General features: G+C 43.6%; 19 protein-coding genes. 13 read left to right on the top strand and 6 right to left on the bottom strand.

The features are described 5' to 3' along the window. Positions 1–318, top strand: a complete 318-nt coding sequence (locus tag PHS53_02600; GenBank protein MDD5357013.1) for a hypothetical protein — start codon at positions 1–3, stop codon at positions 316–318. A 1-nt stretch (position 319) separates the two neighbouring features. Next, positions 320–1,603: a type IV secretion system DNA-binding domain-containing protein gene (locus PHS53_02595; protein MDD5357012.1), complete on the top strand. Its 1,284-nt coding sequence runs from the start codon at positions 320–322 to the stop codon at positions 1,601–1,603. Between the two features lie 73 nt (positions 1,604–1,676). Here the strand turns inward: PHS53_02595 and PHS53_02590 are convergent, their stop codons facing one another. Continuing rightward, positions 1,677–2,984: a TIM barrel protein gene (locus PHS53_02590; protein ID MDD5357011.1), complete on the bottom strand. Its 1,308-nt coding sequence runs from the start codon at positions 2,982–2,984 to the stop codon at positions 1,677–1,679. Positions 2,985–3,332: 348 nt separating this feature from the next. Here PHS53_02590 and PHS53_02585 point away from each other — a divergent pair, with 348 nt between their 5' ends. The 11 genes from PHS53_02585 to PHS53_02535 all read left to right on the top strand — a co-directional run bounded on the left by PHS53_02585 (position 3,333) and on the right by PHS53_02535 (position 12,791). Further along, positions 3,333–4,505, top strand: coding sequence for a glycoside hydrolase family 1 protein (locus PHS53_02585; protein MDD5357010.1), 1,173 nt, complete (start codon positions 3,333–3,335; stop codon positions 4,503–4,505). A gap of 4 nt (positions 4,506–4,509) precedes the next feature. Beyond that, positions 4,510–5,403: an EamA family transporter gene (locus PHS53_02580; protein MDD5357009.1), complete on the top strand. Its 894-nt coding sequence runs from the start codon at positions 4,510–4,512 to the stop codon at positions 5,401–5,403. 138 nt (positions 5,404–5,541) lie between these two features. Continuing rightward, a complete protein-coding gene (locus PHS53_02575; protein MDD5357008.1) occupies positions 5,542–6,531 on the top strand; it encodes an endo-1,4-beta-xylanase in 990 nt (329 codons plus the stop codon). Between the two features lies 1 nt (position 6,532). Continuing rightward, positions 6,533–7,108: a hypothetical protein gene (locus PHS53_02570; protein MDD5357007.1), complete on the top strand. Its 576-nt coding sequence runs from the start codon at positions 6,533–6,535 to the stop codon at positions 7,106–7,108. A gap of 7 nt (positions 7,109–7,115) precedes the next feature. Next, positions 7,116–8,057, top strand: a complete 942-nt coding sequence (gene gnd / locus PHS53_02565; GenBank protein ID MDD5357006.1) for a decarboxylating 6-phosphogluconate dehydrogenase — start codon at positions 7,116–7,118, stop codon at positions 8,055–8,057. A gap of 4 nt (positions 8,058–8,061) precedes the next feature. After that, positions 8,062–9,027 (top strand): bifunctional phosphoglucose/phosphomannose isomerase, encoded by a 966-nt coding sequence (locus PHS53_02560; GenBank protein MDD5357005.1) that lies wholly within the window; start codon positions 8,062–8,064, stop codon positions 9,025–9,027. A 2-nt stretch (positions 9,028–9,029) separates the two neighbouring features. Beyond that, positions 9,030–9,857, top strand: coding sequence for an ROK family protein (locus PHS53_02555; GenBank protein ID MDD5357004.1), 828 nt, complete (start codon positions 9,030–9,032; stop codon positions 9,855–9,857). Then, positions 9,854–10,495: a histidine phosphatase family protein gene (locus tag PHS53_02550; GenBank protein MDD5357003.1), complete on the top strand. Its 642-nt coding sequence runs from the start codon at positions 9,854–9,856 to the stop codon at positions 10,493–10,495. The genes PHS53_02555 and PHS53_02550 overlap by 4 nt, the downstream gene beginning before the upstream one ends. Further along, on the top strand, positions 10,492–11,058 hold the full coding sequence (locus tag PHS53_02545; GenBank protein ID MDD5357002.1) for an L-threonylcarbamoyladenylate synthase: 567 nt from the start codon (positions 10,492–10,494) through the stop codon (positions 11,056–11,058). The genes PHS53_02550 and PHS53_02545 overlap by 4 nt, the downstream gene beginning before the upstream one ends. Before the next feature lie 33 nt (positions 11,059–11,091). Further along, the gene (gene pyrH / locus PHS53_02540) at positions 11,092–11,781 is read left to right on the top strand and encodes a UMP kinase (protein MDD5357001.1); all 690 of its coding nucleotides are present in this window, start codon (positions 11,092–11,094) and stop codon (positions 11,779–11,781) included. Positions 11,782–11,834: 53 nt separating this feature from the next. Continuing rightward, positions 11,835–12,791 carry a CAP domain-containing protein gene (locus PHS53_02535; GenBank protein ID MDD5357000.1) on the top strand — a complete coding sequence of 319 codons (957 nt, stop codon included), beginning with the start codon at positions 11,835–11,837 and terminating at the stop codon, positions 12,789–12,791. A gap of 4 nt (positions 12,792–12,795) precedes the next feature. Here PHS53_02535 and PHS53_02530 read toward each other — a convergent pair whose 3' ends face one another. From PHS53_02530 to secG, 5 genes are all read right to left on the bottom strand, one after another. Beyond that, positions 12,796–13,968: an MFS transporter gene (locus tag PHS53_02530; GenBank protein MDD5356999.1), complete on the bottom strand. Its 1,173-nt coding sequence runs from the start codon at positions 13,966–13,968 to the stop codon at positions 12,796–12,798. Positions 13,969–14,195: 227 nt separating this feature from the next. Beyond that, positions 14,196–14,738, bottom strand: a complete 543-nt coding sequence (locus PHS53_02525; protein ID MDD5356998.1) for a hypothetical protein — start codon at positions 14,736–14,738, stop codon at positions 14,196–14,198. A gap of 37 nt (positions 14,739–14,775) precedes the next feature. Beyond that, a complete protein-coding gene (locus PHS53_02520) occupies positions 14,776–16,704 on the bottom strand; it encodes a ribonuclease J (protein MDD5356997.1) in 1,929 nt (642 codons plus the stop codon). A 72-nt stretch (positions 16,705–16,776) separates the two neighbouring features. Continuing rightward, on the bottom strand, positions 16,777–18,531 hold the full coding sequence (locus PHS53_02515; GenBank protein MDD5356996.1) for a peptide ABC transporter substrate-binding protein: 1,755 nt from the start codon (positions 18,529–18,531) through the stop codon (positions 16,777–16,779). A 91-nt stretch (positions 18,532–18,622) separates the two neighbouring features. Beyond that, entirely contained in the window at positions 18,623–18,856 is a 234-nt protein-coding gene (gene secG / locus PHS53_02510; GenBank protein ID MDD5356995.1) for a preprotein translocase subunit SecG, read from the bottom strand. Between the last annotated feature and the right edge of the window lie 39 nt (positions 18,857–18,895).

Raw genomic sequence — 18,895 nt, 5'->3', positions numbered from 1 at the left:
ATGAGAAAAAACGAAAAATTACATTCAGTGGAATTGGGGATGAGCTCGGTGGAGGCAAAAATCGATGAGAAACTCCTCGCATTTCCTTCATTTGAAAAAATGCATACACGGCAAACAGAAATGCTTTCTTCGCTTTCCGAGTATATTTCCATTCCTCTTCAGAAATCGCTTATCGAGAAGATAAGCCGGGAAGCAAAAGAATTTGCTCTTATCATCCAAAAAGAAAAAGAGCTTCAAGAAGCAAAGAAAAATCGAAAACGAGTATTGGACGAGAATTATTTTACAGAAAAAACGCTCGACCTAACTTTTTTTGAATAATATGTCATTTATCACCATCGGAGCAAATGAATATCACGGCAGACGCACTCTCATCGGGATGAATGAGAAAGATCGTCTTCGACATATGTATATGATCGGGAAGACTGGAGTTGGAAAGTCAACCGTTTTCCAAAATATGTGTCTCCAAGATATAAAAGAGGGTCATGGGGTTTGTTTTATTGATCCCCACGGAGAATCCGTTGATTGGCTTCTTTCACATATTCCGAAAGAGAGGCTTGAAGATGTTATCCTTTTTGATCCGAGTGATACGGAATTTCCTTTTGGATTAAATCTCTTGGAAGCACGGGATGATCAAGAAAAAGATTTTTTGGTGGGGGAATGCATCCAAATATTTTATAAATTATTTGACCCGGAAAAGACTGGAATCATCGGGCCTCAATTCGAGCATTGGCTTCGAAACGCTGCTTTGACTGTAATGGCGGGGCCGGAAGGGGGAAGTCTTCTTGAAATTCCAAAGCTTTTCGTGGATAAAGAATTTGAGATGAAGAAGCGGAAAGAATTGAAAGACGGAACGGTTATTGATTTCTGGACGAAACAAATGGCGAAGACTTCGGATTTTCACAAGAGTGAAATGCTCAACTATTTCCTCTCGAAATTCGGGCATTTTATGAACAATAAACTGATGCGAAATATCATTGGTCAGCGCACCAGCAGTTTCAATTTTGACGCCTTGATGAACAGCAATAAAATTCTCTTGGTGAATCTCTCAAAAGGAAAAATCGGGGATATAAATGCACATATGCTCGGTCTCATTCTCATTTCGCGTCTTCAGGGCGCGATACAAAGACGTGCAAATGAATCTGCAAATAGGCGCGTGCCGTTCTATCTTTACGTCGATGAGTTTCAAAATTTCACGACTGAGACATTCACGAGCCTCCTGAGTGAATCTCGAAAATATGCTTTGGGAATTCACATTACCAATCAGTATTTAGCGCAACTTCCGGAGACGATAAAAAAAGCTGTGCTTGGAAATATCGGCACAATGCTTGCATTTGAAGTTGGCGCTGAGGACGCGGAGATTTTGGAGAAAGAATTTGAGCCGATGACCGTCGATGATTTTCTGGGGCTTCCTCGCTTTCATTTTTATATAAAACTTATGATTGATGGAAAGACGAGCACTGCTTTCTCTGGCATCGGCCTTCCTCCTGAATCGGAAAAATATGCTTCACGTATAAAAGATAAAATTATTACCTTGAACCGTCTTGCGTATGGAATCCCACAGATTCTTGCGGAAAAAAAGATGGAGCAGGCTCTTGAGTATTAGTTGGGATAAAAATAAAAGACCACCGGGAGTGTTTCCCAGTGGTCCTTGTTGCGATATTTGCAACAAGCGTGATTTAGTTTCTGATTGCGGCAGCCTCTGTGTATCCTGCTCGTTCCAGGATTGCCACACAGCCATCCCGTTCATCGGCCAAGAGCGACAGAAGCTCCGGTGCGGAAACCGGGATATCAGCGAACTTGTCGAATGGCCCACCGCCCCACCGCTTCAAAACCATCGGCGCTCCGTCTGCGCCTACGAGTTCGCGTCGTCCCATAGTAGAGAACGGAGTGAGATCAGTATCCGGTGCTACGTTATTGAACCGGATGAGCGGTGTTTCATCGCGGAGTGCGCGGCAGTTGTGCGCCCCGACGATCATCCCCTGTTTCGGGTTAGGGATGAACACACATTCGGCTTCGTGGTGTATGTCCACTCCACCTTCTTGTGTTGCGTGGGCTTCTGCCATCAGCCCGTTGTACTCCTGCAGGGCCGTCTCGTCACCGACGATACCGATTGTGGCAAACGTCCCCGCGGAATTGCTCCACGGCTCGAGTCCGCCATAGGGCGAAGCCGTTCCATCTCCGCGATCGACGTAGATCCCGTCCTTGTAATGATTGGTGATCGGGATCCCATCTTTCAATATGCGTCGGAAGTGATTCAACTCATCTGTCCCGACGTTCCGGAAATGCGACCGATCCGCGTTCACGCCGAACGCTTTGCGGGCCTTCGGAGTAAGCATCTTGCGGAAGTCGATGCAGTTTTGTGCAGTCAGGAGATCGTTTTCCGGATGTCCGATCTCGAACATGAGGATCACGCCGCGCTCCGCCGCGTATTCCAGGATGTCGTTCCATTTGTACGCCAGAAGCGCGAGCGACCAGGCCGCGAAATACTTCGGCCACGCCGCCCATTTCGCTTGTGCCACGGCGAACGAACGCCCACCGCAGAACGCGACGAGATGTTTGAGACCCAGTGCCGCCGTCACATCGATCGCTTTCTTGACTTCCTTGACGGCCAGCTTTTCGATTTGGCGATGCTTCAACTTCCGGAACTTCGGGCTCATGAAGTGGCCGAACTTCAGCTTTCGTGACGGATCGAGACATACGCACTGTGTGGACGTATGGCCTTCGAGGCGCAGAAGCGGAAGGCCGTGTTTCTCGTACTTGCCGAGCAGATCGGCGCAGTAGCTCTTGCTTTTGCTCGCTTGAGCCATGTCGATGAGCGGCGGGCAGGTCGGGATGCTGACGGCTTCGAATCCGCAGTCGTTCTTCGCGAACTTCAGGAAATCGTCGAGCGTCTTGAATCCTCCCTGCTTGCCTAGGGTCAAAAAGACCGACTGGCACGCAAAGTGTGAGACTCTTTGCGGTCTGACTATTCTTTCCTGCGTCATACTTCGTTCCTCCTCTACCTTTCCCTTGCCTCTGACAAAATCCACAATGGTTTCGTCATAGCAGAAAAGAGCCCTAAAGCGCCTTTCTGCTATGACGAAAATGCTAAAGAACTAGGCGCACATAATAATGAAAATTATGGCTTTGGTCAAGGTTTTTCTTCCCTGTGTCTAAACAGATTTCTGTTATAATCTTTCTATGAATCCTGTAGTAGAAAATGGCATCGCTCCCCATTTGCGAGATTTGTGATTTTAGATAGAGATACATTAAAATGATTTACAATACATACTTATCAATTATTCGCTTAACTATAGAAATGGCGAGCAAATAATGCCATTTTTCACTACGGGATGAAAAAAAATGTTTCTGCTCGAAATGCACTCGAATTCCCGAAAGGGTTTTTGTGGGGAAGTGCGACGGCTTCTTATCAGGTAGAAGGAGGAATTGAAAATGTTGATTGGGCCGAAGCTGGACGAAAGAAAAAGGTTCCTATCACTGGCAAGGCTTGTGACCACTATAATTTGTACGAAAAAGATTTTGATATTGCGAAATCACTCTCCCAAAACACGCATAGATTCTCTATAGAGTGGGCTCGTATTGAACCCGAAGAAGGAAAATTTGATGATAGAGAAATCGAGCATTATCGAAAGGTGCTTCATGTACTGAAAGCTCGGGGGCTAGAGCCGTTTGTGACGCTCTGGCATTTTACTCTGCCGATTTGGTTTCGGGACAAGGGTGGATTTGAAAATAAAAAAGCGCCTGAGATTTTCGGGCGATACTGTGCGTATGTTGCAGAGAAACTCGGAAGCGAAGCGAAATTTTGGATGACCATGAACGAGCCCATGGTCTGGCTTGGGAACGGATATCTTCGCGGAGGCTGGCCACCATTCAAAAGAGACATTCTAAAATATTGGAAAGCGCTTAAAATTTTAATGAAATCTCACCGGTTTGCATACATCGAAATGAAAAAGAAAAATCCTTCGATCCAGATCGGGATTGCAAAACAGAATATGGATTTCGGCTCTGGCGGAGGATGGTGGAATGATGTGCGGGCAAATTTCTCCCGAAAATTCTGGAATCATAAATTTCTGAAGGGTATTCGGGAGTGCCAGGATTTCATCGGCGTCAATTACTATCGACACATTGCATTTGGAAAGCTTGAAAATCTGCCCCGAACTGACATGGGCTGGACTATTTATCCAGATGGACTTCGAAATGTGCTTTTAGAGCTCAAAGAATATAAAAAACCGCTCTATATAACAGAAAACGGCATTGCAGACGCGAATGACAGTCAGAGGGGGAAATTCATCAAAGATCACCTAGTTGCGGTGCACCAAGCGATACAGGGCGGGGCAGATGTCCGGGGATTTTTCTACTGGTCGCTTCTCGACAACTACGAATGGGCGGAAGGATTTACGAAACGTTTCGGCTTGGTGAAAATAAATTATGATACAATGGAGAGGACGATTCGCCCCTCAGCCCTGTTGTATAAGAAAATATGCGAGATGAATAGTATTTCCTAAACCTATGGCTTATCTCTGGATTCTTTTAGTCGTTTGTGCGGAGCTCTTGAACGCTCTCGTCGTCCTCTTCGATAAGTATTTGGTGACGAAGAAATTTCCTCATTCAGTTGTCTACGCTTTTTTTGTCGGCGCACTCTCGTCCATCGTGCTTGTTCTTATCCCCACTGGAAAGATCTTTTTTCCAAGCACGAAAATTACTATTCTCGCTCTTCTTTCCGGCGTCACCTATATCCAGGCGATCGTGTATCTGTACAAGGCTCTTCGGCGCGTCAAAGATCCTGCGGATGTGGTGCCCGTAGTCGGCGCGGCGATAGCGATCTCGACTTTTATTTTTTCTTTTTTCATTCTGAAAGAAAGTTTGCCGAGCTCATTTCTTCTTTCTTCCTTCTTCCTCATCCTCGGGACGCTTCTCACTTCGCATTTTAGTTTCAAGCCGAAGATCTTTTTTTATATTTTCGCTTCCGGCCTCGCTCTCGGGCTTTCGTCTGTGTTTGTAAAAATAGTGCTTGCCGATACCACTTTCATCAATGGGTTTTTCTGGTCGCGTATTGGCAATGTTTTCGGAGCACTCACTCTTTTCTTCTGGCCGAACAATCTCCGGCTTATAAAAGAAGGATTCAGGCAGTCGAGTTCCGGAACGAAAGCCATGGTGGTGCTCGGCAAAGTGCTTGCTGGAGTGGCTGCTGTTCTTATTCTCTACACTATCAAGCTCTCGAGTGCATCTCTCGTGAACGCTCTTGTGGGGCTTCAATATGTCTTTCTGCTTCTTTTTGGATTTTTATTTGGGAAGAGATTTTCGGAATTCGTATACAGTCCGAAGTATTCATACGAAATATTTCATAAAGTCATATCGGTGTCTTTTATTGTTGCCGGTTTTATGCTCCTTTTTATCCACTAGGCTATGAGTCCCGTAGTAGAAAATGGCATTGGAGAAGTTGAAATCATATAGATATATATGCAAAAGTCGAACCTATCAGCTTTAATTAGAAAAGAAGCATAACTGCTCCAGAGGAGCGATGCCATTTTTCACTACGGGATGAGACGTTTATTAAAATATCTCTTTTGGATTATTTTAGCTCTCGTATTGATTTTCGTATTTCTCTCTTTTCGTGCTGTGCCAGAAAAAATTACCTACGGTGTTTCTTTTAGCACGCTTCATGCGCTTGAGCTCGGCTTAGACTGGAAAGCGGTCTACGAGGCAATGCTCCAGGATCTGCAAGTAAAAAATCTGCGGTTGTCTGCGTATTGGCAGGATATCGAACCGAAAGACGGTGTTTTTGATTATTCAAATATGGATTTCCAAATGAGCGAAGCAAAACGCGCAGGAGCGTCTGTTATTTTTTCGGTTGGTCGCAGGCTTCCTGTCTGGCCGGAGTGTCATGCGCCAGAGTGGGAATGGTCTTTGGATAAAGAAACGGGGGAGAGGAAACTCTTGGAATACATTGAAAAAACCGTTAATCGTTATAAAAATTACGGCAACATTACCTATTGGCAGGTTGAGAATGAACCCTTCTTTACTATCTACGCCAAAGAATGGTGCAAGCCGTTTGACGAATCTTTTTTGAAGAAAGAGATCGAACTGGTCAAAAAACTTGATCCCGCTCATCCTGTGCTTTTGACGGATAGCGGAGAGCTCGGGACGTGGTGGGGCGCCAAACGAGATGGTGATGTCTTTGGCTCGAGTTTATACCTCTATGCCTGGAATCAGACGTTCGGGCAATTCAGATATCCAATTACCCCGGCATACTATCGGATAAGGCAAAATATTGCGGACCTTGTTTTTGGCAAGAAGAAAAATATTTTAAGCGAACTTTCCCTCGAGCCGTGGCTTTTAACGCCGATAAAAGATGCCCCAATTGACCTTCAGCTTTCACGAATGGACATCGCCAAATTTAATTCAATTATTACTTTTGCAAAAACTACGAGCTTCGGCGAGCAATATCTCTGGGGAGTAGAATGGTGGTACTACATGAAGCAAAACGGCCATCCTGAATTTTGGGATGCTGCGAAGGTGATTTTTAAATGATATGTCTATAAAACTTTTATTTGGAATAGTGGCAAGTATCTTTTCTATTGCTTGTTTTGCGCCTTATTTTCGGGATGTGTTTTTAAAAAAGACCAATCCCCATTCTTACTCCTGGCTTGTATGGAGTATCTTACAATCTGTCGGCGTACTAGCTATTTTGAGTGATCGCGGTGGTTATGGAGTATTAGGACTCGGTATAGGAGCATTTCTGTGTACTTGCATGTTTCTCCTTTCTTTGAAATATGGAACAAAAAATATAACAAAATTTGACACAATATGTCTGGTCGGTTCTCTCATTGCAATAGGTATCTGGTTGTTCGAGAAGAACGCTCTCCATTCAGTAATCTTGATCTCGATAATAGATTTTGTTGGGTTTTTGCCTACTTATAGAAAAGGATATGAAGAACCTTTCACAGAAACAATTTCAACCTATTTTATGAGCGCGCTTGCGGTTGTTTTTGATATATTTGCTCTTTCACACTATTCAATCACAACGACTCTTTATTTGGGCACTCTTCTTTTCTCGAATGGCTTTTTTGTTCTTCTGTTAGTTACAAGAAGAAAATTACTGCTATAATACACATATGAAACTCGGATATATCGGACTTGGAAAAATGGGAATGAATATGGTTTTACGCCTGCACGAGAAGAAACAGGACGTTATTGCGTATAATCGAAGTCCAGAACCTCGTCTTGAGGGCAAAAAGGCTGGTTTACGCGTAGCCGACTCGTATGAAGCGCTTCTTGCCGAACTTCCTACTCCTCGCACTGTTTGGGTCATGGTTCCGAATAACGTTGTCGATTCTGTCATTTCCGAATTTATCGGGTTTCTCGAAAAGGGCGATACGATTATTGATGGCGGAAATTCTTTTTATAAAGATTCGATGCGAAGAGCGAAAGATCTCGCTTCGAAAGAGATTCATTTTCTTGATATTGGAACATCAGGCGGGCCAAAAGGAGCCCGCGAAGGAGCTTGCCTTATGATCGGCGGGGAGGAAGAAGTATTTAAAAAACATGAAGATTTATTCAAAGATATTGCTGCACCGGAAGCCTATGCATATTTAGGAAAAGCGGGAGCAGGGCATTTTACAAAAATGGTGCATAACGGAATCGAATACGGCATGATGCAATCGCTTGCGGAAGGTTTTGCAATTCTTGAAAAATCAGAATTTGATCTCGATCTTTTGAAGGTGACTGAAATCTATAATCATCACTCTGTCATCGAATCACGTCTTGTCGGCTGGCTTTCAGATGCGTATAGAAAATTCGGGAAAAACTTGGCTGAAGTTTCCGGCACTGTCTCTCATACCGGAGAAGGTGAGTGGACGGTAAATGCAGGGAAAGAATTAGGAATTCCTGCGAAAGTGATTGAAGACTCATTCAAATTCCGAGTTGAATCTGGAACTACACCGAGCTATATTGGTAAAATTCTTTCAGCGCTCCGAAACCAATTCGGCGGGCATTCGATAGAAAACCCCAGTAGTACAGCGAAGCTGACTACGGGGCAGGTAAAAAATAATCATTAAAAACATGGACAAAGCAATTCGAGATTTTGCAAAACAGTTTGCTTGGAAGCCAAAGATAGAGGATGAGGATAAATTACAGGTGTTTGGACAGGTAGTAGTAGGGGGAATGGGAGGTTCGCATCTTTCGGCGGATCTTTTATCTGCGCTCGATGTTGAAATTCCCATAACGATTCATAGAAATTATGGATTGCCTTTTTATACTGAAGCTCAAAGAAGCGAGACTCTCTATATTGCATCTTCCTATTCTGGAAACACAGAAGAAACAATTGATTTCGCAAAGACCGCCTTCGACAAGGGTTTGAATCTTGCGGTCATAGCTGTCGGGGGAAAGCTCATCCAATTTGCTGAGAAAAATGATATTCCGAGAATTGTTTTGCCGGACACTGGAATTCAACCAAGAAGCGCTCTTGGTTTTTCTTTGCTTGCTCTCGTCACGCTTTTGGGGAATAAAAAATTGCTCAAAGAACTCAATACTCTCGCGACAAAGCTTGATCCGAAGGCTCTCGAAACAAAAGGGAAAGAGTTAGCGAAAAAACTTTCTGGGTCAGTGCCTGTTATTTATGCCTCTGACAAGAATATGTCCGTTGCTTACAACTGGAAAATAAAACTCAACGAAACGGGTAAAATACCCTCATTTTGCAACGTTTTTCCGGAATTGAATCATAATGAGATGACAGGATTTGATCGAGCGGGAAAGACGAAATCGCTCTCTGAAAAATTCGTCTTTCTCTTTTTGTCTGATGATGCTGACCATCCGCAAAACCGCAAGCGATTTAAGGTCACAAAAAAACTGTATGAAGACCGCGGAATTGTTGTATATGAATATCCGCTTTCCGGTGCGACGAGAAGCGAGAAAGTTTTCAGTTCGCTTTTACTTGCCGATTGGACCGCATATCACACGGCAATGTTGTATGGAGTAGAAGCGGAACAGGTCCCGATGGTAGAAGAATTTAAAAAGCTCATCTCATAAATATGTATATTGTATTTGATATTGGGGGAACAAAAATGCGCATTGCTGGTTCGAAGGACGGCAAAACACTTCTCGAACCTGTTGTCGTAGATACTCCGCAGGATTTTTCTAAAATGGGAGATTTGTTTCGCGGTGCGGTAGAAAAAATCTCTCAGGGAGAAAAAATCTTAGCTGTGGCTGGCGGCATGCCTGGAACTTTCGATGAAAGGCATGAACGACTCATGGTCTGCAAGCATCTCCAAGGTTGGGTTAGCAAGCCCCTCCATGAGACTATCGCCGATATCACAAAATCTTTTGTTTTTATTGAAAATGATACCGCTATGGTTGGTCTTGGTGAAGCGACGGAGGGGGCGGGGAGAGGATTTCCTATTGTAACCTACATAACCGTATCGACTGGTGTTGGGGGGTGCCGGATTGTTGAAGGAAAGATTGACAAGGCTCATTTTAATTTTGAACCTGGCTATCAAATTATTGATTACGTGAATAATAAATCTCTTGGAGAGCTGATCGACGGCGTGGCCGTACAGGAAAAATATGGCAAGCATCCAGGCGAGATTACAGATCCTAAAGTGTGGGAGGGTGTTGAAAAAATCGCGGCTGTCGGTGTTCATAATGCACTTCTCTTCTGGTCACCAGATGTCGTTGTTATCGGAGGGAGCATGGTGGTAAAGAAAGTGGGCATATCGGTGGAGAATGTCGCGAAACATGTCGGAGAGCTCCTCAAAGCTTTTCCATCTGTACCGGCTATAAAAAAAGCGGAGCTTGCCGATTCGGGGGGTCTTATCGGATCACTTGCGTATCTTCGCCAAAAGCTTACAATTTCGAAATGAAGATATATTTTGTGCGCCATGGCGAGGATGTTGCTGATAAAGCGCGGCTGTGCCAAGGCCCCAACGATCCTCTTACAGAAACTGGCAAGAAACAAGCTCAATCTGTGGGGAAACGTCTCAAGAAAATTCCGATTGATAGGATTTTTTCGAGCACCTATGTTCGCACAAAAGAAACGGCCGAAATCATAGCGAAAGTGATTGGGAAAGAGATCGAATATTCAGACCTTATCACTGAATGGAAAGTCCCATCGGAACTTATTGGAAAATCGCTCGAAGACGAGTCTTATCAAAAAATTTGGAGCCAAGTCAAAGGAAATTTGAATGAAGACTGGCATTATTCGGATGAGGAAAGTTTTTCTGATCTGAAATCCCGCGCCCGCAAAGCGATTGATCTCTTCAAAAATACGAAAGCAGAGCATCTTCTTGTCGTGACACACGCCCGGCTTCTTCGGATGTGCGTGGCTCTCGCTCTTTTAGATGAAGAATTGACTTTGCCCACTTTCTCTAAATTCGGAGCTTTTTTCGCAACAAAAAATACTGGGATCACGGTTGTCGAGTATGATCCGGGAAAAAAGGATTTGAAAACAAAAGGCTGGAAACTTCTTGTCTGGAATGATCATGCTCATCTTGACGTATGAAGGAGGATTATATTTCTATTCTTAAAAATGACGGCGTTGGAATAATTCCGACCGATACTCTTTATGGGCTTGTCGGCTCCGCCATATCTGCGAAAGCCGTCGAGAGGATCTATGAATTGCGGCAAAGAGACAAAGATAAGCCGTGCATTATACTTATTTCCTCGATTGATGACGTGGAAAAGTTCGGCGTGGTTCTTTCAGAAAAGCTGCGAGAACAAATTCTCGGATTCTGGCCTGGAAAAGTAAGCATTATTTTCGGTGTGGCTGATGAAAAATTCGCGTATCTTCATCGCGGAGGAAAGTCACTGGCTTTTCGGTTACCTCAAGACGGAAACTTACTAAAAATTTTGAAAAAAACGGGTCCTCTGGTTGCTCCAAGCGCGAATCCGCAGGACTTTCTTCCGGCTAGGACGATCGATGAAGCAAAAAAATATTTTGGCGAAAAAGCTGATTTTTACGAAGACGGGGGAGTTCTGAACGGGAGACCTTCGGCGGTAATCCGTTTCGAAGGAGAGAAAATCATTGTCATCCGAGACGGAGAGGCTTTGAGAGGCAGAAACTAGCTTCAAAGATTTTCTTTTGCTACTATATGAGCCATGGATAAAAGCCCAATTATTATCTCTGTCGGCGGTTCGATTCTTGTCCCGCATCAGATCGATGTGGATTTTATAAAGAAATTCAAGGAACTTATTGTTCGACATACTCAAAACGGCACTCGTTTTGCTGTTATTGCTGGAGGAGGAAAAACTGCTCGAAATTATCAAGAAGCAGCGCGAGCAATTTCTCCGGAAGTAAGCGCTTCTGACGCGGACTGGGTTGGAATTGGAGCGACCAAACTGAATGCTGAACTTTTGCGTGCCATATTCGCACCCCTTTCGCATCCGCATGTTGTAGATAACCCAAGCACTCCCGTTGATTTCAAAGAAGCGGTGCTTATAGGAGCGGGATACGAACCTGGTTGCAGTACCGATGAAGATGCGGTCCTTATCGCTAAAAATATCGGAGCAAATAAGCTTGTTAATCTTTCGAATATCAACTATGTGTACGATAAAGATCCGAGAAAAAATCCCAACGCAAAAATAATCGAAGATATTTCTTGGGCGGAATTTCGAAAGATTATTCCGGAAAAGTGGGAGCCGGGAATGAGCTCTCCGTTTGACCCTATCGCCGCAAAAGAAGCTGAAAATTTTGGCTTGGAAGTTGTGGTTATGAACGGCAATAATCTCATCAATCTCGACGCATATTTGAAAGGAGAACCGTTTAAAGGCACTCGAATACACTCATAAGTTTCCCTTTCTCTTTGTATTATATTGGAATATAATATGTCCAATAAAATGTCATGTGGAAATTTATAAAATTCCTTCTCTCGATTGTTCTCCTTATTCTCATCCTTGCATATTTTCTCCGCATTCCGCTTTCCTGGGCGCGCCTTAATAAGGCAGTAGATAACGTCCGCGCGCTTGTTCCCGAAAAAGTTCTGTCATTTTTAGGCCAGACAGAAAACAAGAAAACAGAAAATCCAAGCGCTTCAAAATCCGCTTCTCCGCTTAGTATTATTCCTGCGCTCCAAAACCTCTCCGAGAAAATTTTTGCTCCTTCTCCGCTTCGGGTCGCATCAAGCAAGGAGACTGGAAATCTTACGCGAAGCGGAGTTATCTCCCTTACCAATGCTGAAAGAGCGAAAGTTTCCTTATCTTTACTCAAAGAAAACGCTCTTCTTGATGCCGATGCTCAGAAAAAAATGCAGGATATGTTTGCAAAACAATATTTTGAACACGTCTCTCCGTCCGGAGTAGGACCGGGAGATCTGGCGAAAAGTGTCGGCTACGATTACATCATTGTAGGAGAGAATCTCGCGCTTGGAAATTTTAAGGATGACGCGACGCTTATTGCCGCATGGATGGCATCTCCCGGACACAAAGAGAATATTTTGCAGCCAAAATACAAAGAAATTGGGGTAGCTGTCGGGAAAGGCCTCTATGAGGGGCAGGAAACGTGGATAGCGGTGCAGAGTTTTGGTTTGCCCTCTTCGGCTTGTCCAGAGCCTTCCATTACCCTGAAAGCGGAAATTAAATCTCTGGATGCGCAGATTGCCAGCTTGGAAAAAATGCTTAAAGCAAAAAAGGCGGAAATAGATGCTGCATCTGACGATTCAACATACAACAAAAAAGTAGTCGAATACAACGCTCTCGTTACGAAGTACGACGCTCTTATCGACACAAGACAAGCTGATGCCGCAACCTATAACGAGGGAGTCAGGACTTCGAACGCTTGCAGACAAAAAGCTGCAATATAAATTTCTAGATAGTATCTTTTATACTGTAAGCGAACTGAATTCCGAGAAGGAGCATAACGCCTACAAGAAGGTAGAGGTATTGCATTGGAAAAAGAAGCAAAAAGAGCGTCGCCACGATCGGAGTAATAACGAAAGAGAGGGGACTTGCTGTCCTGAAAAAGCCGATGACATTGGAGTTTTTTCCTTTTACGTGCTTGAAAAAATATGTTTCAGTCATAATTTCTACGAGCGATGCTCCGCATCTGGTGAAAAACAGAAGTATCGTCCACGCTACCACGTTTTGACCGATAAAAGAGAGGAAAAGGGTTGAGATAGCCATAACAATGAGCCCCACGATGAGGATGCCTTTTTCGCCGAAATGATCTGAAATTTCTCCCCCGGGAATTTGGAAAAGAATGAACGGAATAAGCATGATACTAAACATCTCTCCGATCGTTCCCCATGAAAAACCGATATATTGATGCAGATAGATCGGTGTGTATATAATCATGACTGCATAGAAAAAATGCAGGAGAAAATTCGTCACATAAATATGGAATAGATTGCCGTTTCCTTTGAAATGCGAGAGAGCGTTTCCTACGTGCATGGGAGAGTAGTCGGGGTCCTTAAATCCTTTAAATTTCGACATGATGATAGGAAGGAGAAGCAAAAGAAAGATAAATGAAAGCGTATAAACGCTCGTGTAATTATTTTCTCCGATCAGATGGCCGACCACGAACGGGGAAAGGACGAAGGCCAGATTGCACATAGTGAGGAAAATTCCCCTAATTCCGCCCGTATGTGTCTCTGTTTTGATTTCTGTCTCGAGAAAAATATCCAAATTAAAAAGGAGGATGGATGCCATGCTTCCAAAGACGAGGAATGAGATGCTTGCGCTCGCTCCATTTGTAGAGAGGGACATCCCAAGCATTCCTATCATCTCAAGCACGAGGAATGAAAGCATAAGTCTCCAATTCCCGAATCGACGGAGGAGTGTCGTGATATTGAGAAGGATGGTGATGTTAATGAGAGCACTTCCAATGAAAAGAAATGCTATCGTTTGAGTTGAAAGAAACTGTTCGAGAAAACTTGAGTTTATATATAAAACAAAAGCGTAGTGGAGAGAGAGGAGAAAAGCACAGAGGTATATATAGCTAAAATATTTCTCCTTTTTCAGGTGGGCTATTACGTGTCTCATGCGCTTTATTATACTGCCAATACTCTTCGGTCTCAAAAATGTTGTCCCCACGCTAGGTGTAAACGAGGAACATCCTTACAAAGACAGTCCGCAGGGGAGTTTGCTTGGTCCGATGTGGTGTAATTTTGCCTTTGGGGCAAAACTATACCACAGTGGAAACCGTCGAGGATAAGGAAAAAAGCCCGCTGGGGCTTTTTTCTGCTGTCTTTGTAAGGATGTTCCGAGCACTATTTATCTGTTCCAAGAGTAATTTGTGTTCCTTCTGAAGAGCCAACTATCGAGAGAGAAAGATTTCGTCCGCTTTTCTCTGCCACGATAACCGTCGCTCCGTTAGCTTCTTGAGTGCCCTTAATTGTCCATCCATTTTGAGGAAGTGCGCTTGTGTAATAGCTTTTTACCGTTGCGACAGAATCAGGAGAAAGAATTACGACAGCTTTTCCTGTTTGACCGCTTTGATTTGAAGAAGCGCTGTATTGGATAGTTCCGTTTGTATAGACAGGCACATCAGTCGGCCAATCTGTCGGCAGGGAATTAGTTCCGTACGATACGCTGCCATCTTTTGTTGTGATTGTTCCAGAAGTACCATCTCCGCTTATATTTCCGTCCGTTGCTTGTTCTATCGCCTGCTTTGCGGCATTTCTTCCCAGAAATCCAAGCACTTTGCCTCCCAAGAAGAGAACAACAAGTAAGACGAGAATAATGATAATAAGATTCTTTCTAGACTTGGGCGCACTTGCTTGTGGCACATTCCCACTTGTGTTTGTATCCATGGTTTTTAAATAAATAATAAATTTCTACTCGTTTCAATTATACTCCGAGTAGTACCGGGATAACAATTGGATGTTTTGCTGTCTTTTGAAAGAGGAATTTCCCCACTTCTTCGGTCACGTTTTGCTTTACGAAGTCAAAATTGATTGGGTTCATTCCTTTTGAAGAATCTTCCACGGTTTTTTTGATGATAATGCGGGCGAGGCGAAGGAGTTCTTGCGATTCTCGCAAGTAAACGAATCCTCGGGAAATAATATCCGGAGATTTCTTCAGTTTTCCCGTTCGAGAATCAACAGTCGCAATGATGACGAACATTCCGTCTTCCGCGAGCATCTGCCGGTCTCGTAGCACTACTTCCTGCACGTCTCCGATAGCGAAACCGTCGACAAGCACAAGTCCTGAAGGCGCTTTTTCTTTCAAACGGACAAGTTTTGTGCCTTTGTCCCGGATTTCGGCGATAGTCCCATTATCTGGAACAATAATATTTTCTTTCGGCATTCCGAGATTTTCGATCATCTCTGCGTGCAAGTGAAGCATGTAGTGATGTCCGTGAACCGGCATAAAGAATTTTGGATGAATATGCTTGAACATCCACTCGAGCTCGCCTCGGTTTCCGTGTCCTGTCGAGTGAATATAGACGTCAGAGGTTCGATAGTGGATTATTTTTGCTCCTTGTCGGGTCAAATTGTCCTTGAGTTTCTGAACTGTTCTTTCGTTTCCAGGAATAATCGAGGAAGAAAGCAGAACTGTATCACCTTTTCGAAGTTTCAAATGTCTGTGAGATTTTGTAGAAATTCTCATAAGAGCGGCAAATTCTTCTCCTTGCGCACCGGTAGAAAGCACGACAATTCTATCTGCTGGGTAGTTTTCGATCTCTTCAACAGGAATAATTGTCTCTGGTTTTACGGTGAGCATTCCTGAAGCCCTTGCTACTTCAACATTTCCTTTCATACTTCGTCCCTCAATCACCACTTTTTTGCCGAATCTCTCCGCGCACAAAATAATGTGCATGATTCGCTCGAGCTGTGACGCAAATGTACCGATAATGAGGCGTCCTTTGATCGAACGGATAATTTCTTCGAGATTTTTGTGCACAAGTCTTTCTGGAGTAGAAAATCCTGGGTTTTCGATGTTGGTCGAGTCGTTTAAGAGCATCAACACATTTTCTTTGTCGAATTTTGAATACTCTTTTTGTTCTGCTTCTGTTGGCACGCCGTCTACATGGTCAAGTTTCGGATCTCCCGGGTCGACGATGACGCCGTACGGTGTTTCGACAATGATTCCCATTGAGTCAGGAATCGTGTGGGACACAGAAAAGAAGCGGATTTTGAGCTTTCCCGCCATGATTGTCTCCTCTTTTTCAACTACGCGAATATCTACCTTGGGAATATGGGGAAATTCTTCCAGTCGCTTGCGGATCATGATTGTCGTTAAAGCGCGAGAATAGAGCGGGGGATTTCCAATTCTTTCCATAAGGTAGGGAATTCCTCCGGTGTGGTCGAGGTGTCCGTGGGTGATAATAACTGCGCGCACTTTGTCTTTCCTTTCTTCAAGATACTTTGTGTTGGGCAAAATGTAGTCAATTCCAGGCGTATTTTCGTCCTTAAATTGGAAACCCATATCAATGACGACAATATCATCGCCATATTCAATTGCGATCATGTTTTTGCCGATCTCTTCCACTCCGCCGAGAGGAATCACCCGAATCGCGTCTCCAATCGGAGGAATTTTGTCGTCAGCAACTTTACCCATATGCGGTTGGGACGGCCGCATTCTGCGTCTGTGGTCGCCGTGGCGCGCTCCTCGTGATTTGCCATGGCCTCCTTGTCGGAATCCTCCTGCTTGCGGGGTATGCCGGTTTTTTTGAGCATGCTGAACTGGCGCGGATTTTTTCATTTCCGGCGGATTTTTTGTTTCTCCCGATTTGTCATCGACAAGGGCAGAAAGATAGAGTGGTTTTCCTGTCATAAATAAAATAAATTAATAAATAGAAAAATAATAATGAATAATAAAATAAGGGGGTGCTTTGTGAAAAAAGCCTTATTTCACAAAGATTTTCCAGACTTTGTCTGTGTTGATATACCACTTCGAAACCGTGAGGAATCTCTCGCTAGGAGTGGTCACTTCTCCCATAGAAAACCCGCGCACTTTTTGTGGAATGATATAGATAAAATCAGGGGCATAGAGGAATATTGCCGGGGTGTCTTTCGCCAATTCTCCTTCAAATTGCTTGTACAGATCTATTTTTTGGTTTTCATCAGAGAGGGTTCGGAGCTGTTCCAAAATTTTGTCTGCTTTCACATTAGTATAAAGAGCAATATTGAGTCCCGGATCATTTCGTTGCGAAGAATGCCAAAATGCGAAGAGGTCGAGATCTCGCCCGACAATTTCTCCGAAAAGAAGCGCGTCATATTTTCTTGGACGGATGACCTCTTGGCTCAAGTCTCCCGGTTCATACACTTTTATATCTACATGCGCTCCGATCTTTCCCCATTCTTCTTTCAAGAGCTCCGCAGTCTTTTTTAATTCAGGAGTATTTGATGTTGCCAAAGAAAAACTGAGAACTTGCATATTTTTTTTATTTTGTTTCTCGCGTATGTGAGTGTCCGGATTTATTTTCCAACCGGCACTTTCAAGGAGCGCATTTGCCTTGTCCACATCTCCTGTGTTCGTGTTTTGAGTTGATGTGGAAATTGCGTTTTGAATGGTTCCCGGGGGTATCGGTCCATCAATTGTTTTTCCAAATCCTAAGAGGACATCATTTACGATTTTATCCTTATCTGTAGCCATATTTAAGGCCATTCGCACTTCTTTTTCAGCAAAAATCGGAGCCTCATTTTGATTGAAAAATACCCCAAAAATTCTTGGCAGGGGATTTGTTTCCACAATACCGGCGAGCGATTTTAAATCACCAACTTTTTCTGGGGAGATCGTGTTTACGCTTTCAATTTCGTTCGATTTGTATGCGGAAAGAAGATCGTCTTCGTTCTGATAAAATGTAAAAATAATTTTTGAAATATATGCTTCGCCGCCGGCGTATTTTTCGAATGCAGAAAGAGTATACGAGATCGGCGTGCCAGTTTTGTCTTTTTCTATCGAATCTATTTTGTATGGTCCGGAACCGATCGGGTTCACGGTGTCGGTATTAAAAGGAAACGCTTCATCAGTGGTATCTTTCCAAATATGTTTCGGGAGAATTCCAAGCGTCGCATTTTCAAGGAAAGGAGCGTAAGCTTGTTTTAAAGTGAGCGTGATCGTGTTGTCATTTGTTTTTTCTACTTTTACTCCGTCCCAATTCGCCCGCTTCGGACTCTTGAGCGTTGAAGATTGCGCTTTTTGGATGGTAAATACCACATCATCGGAAGTTACGGGGCTTCCATCTTGGAATGTCAGATCTTTTTTGAGCGTAAAGGTGTACACAAGCCCGTCAGGAGAAATTGAATAGCTTTCTGCCAGGTCTGGGGCCAATGTTCCGTCCGGAGTTCCCTTTAAAAGCCCTGAATATATAAGGGAAACGAGGTCTCGGTCAGTATCTCCCGTTGCAAGAAGCGGGTTTATAAAACGAGGAACTCCGACCACTCCTTCTGTCAAAGTTCCGCCATAGGTAGGTATTTCGACTGAAACTCCGTTGCTTACCTGATTTAAGAGCGCTAGACCTGAAATAATAAAAACAGCGACGAAACAATACAAAAGAACTCTTTCAAAAAGAGAAAAGTTTCTGATCGCGTTTGAAATTTTTTCTTCCCGAGGAATTTTCCATTCCTTTTCAAGAAGGTAGTGTAGAAAGCGGTTCACAGTAAAATAAAGTGTTGAGTATGGGTCAAGGTGGACAAAAAGTCCAAAATAATAATTCTTTTTTCTTTCGAAAAAAGTTTATATTTGTGTTTTATCGAATGATGAGCGCTAAAAACGCAGATGCAGCAAAGAGTACGGCAATTACAATCGTAACGCGGAAAATAATTTTCTCAAAACCTCTTCGCGTGTGCTGGACAGAACTGAAACTGTCGCCTCCGAACGCGCTTCCGAGACTCGCTTCTGATTGCTGGAGCAAAATTCCTGCAATGAGGGCAAGTGAGAGAATAATTTGTATATAAGGCAGAAAACTCTGAAGAATCATCATTCAGAAAAGCATACCAAAATTGGAAAAAGAATGCAAGTT

The organism is Candidatus Paceibacterota bacterium (genome assembly GCA_028714635.1).
Lineage (GTDB): Bacteria > Patescibacteriota > Minisyncoccia > Phycocordibacterales > JAQTLZ01 > JAQTLZ01.
This window is presented reverse-complemented; position numbering and strand designations above follow the sequence as displayed.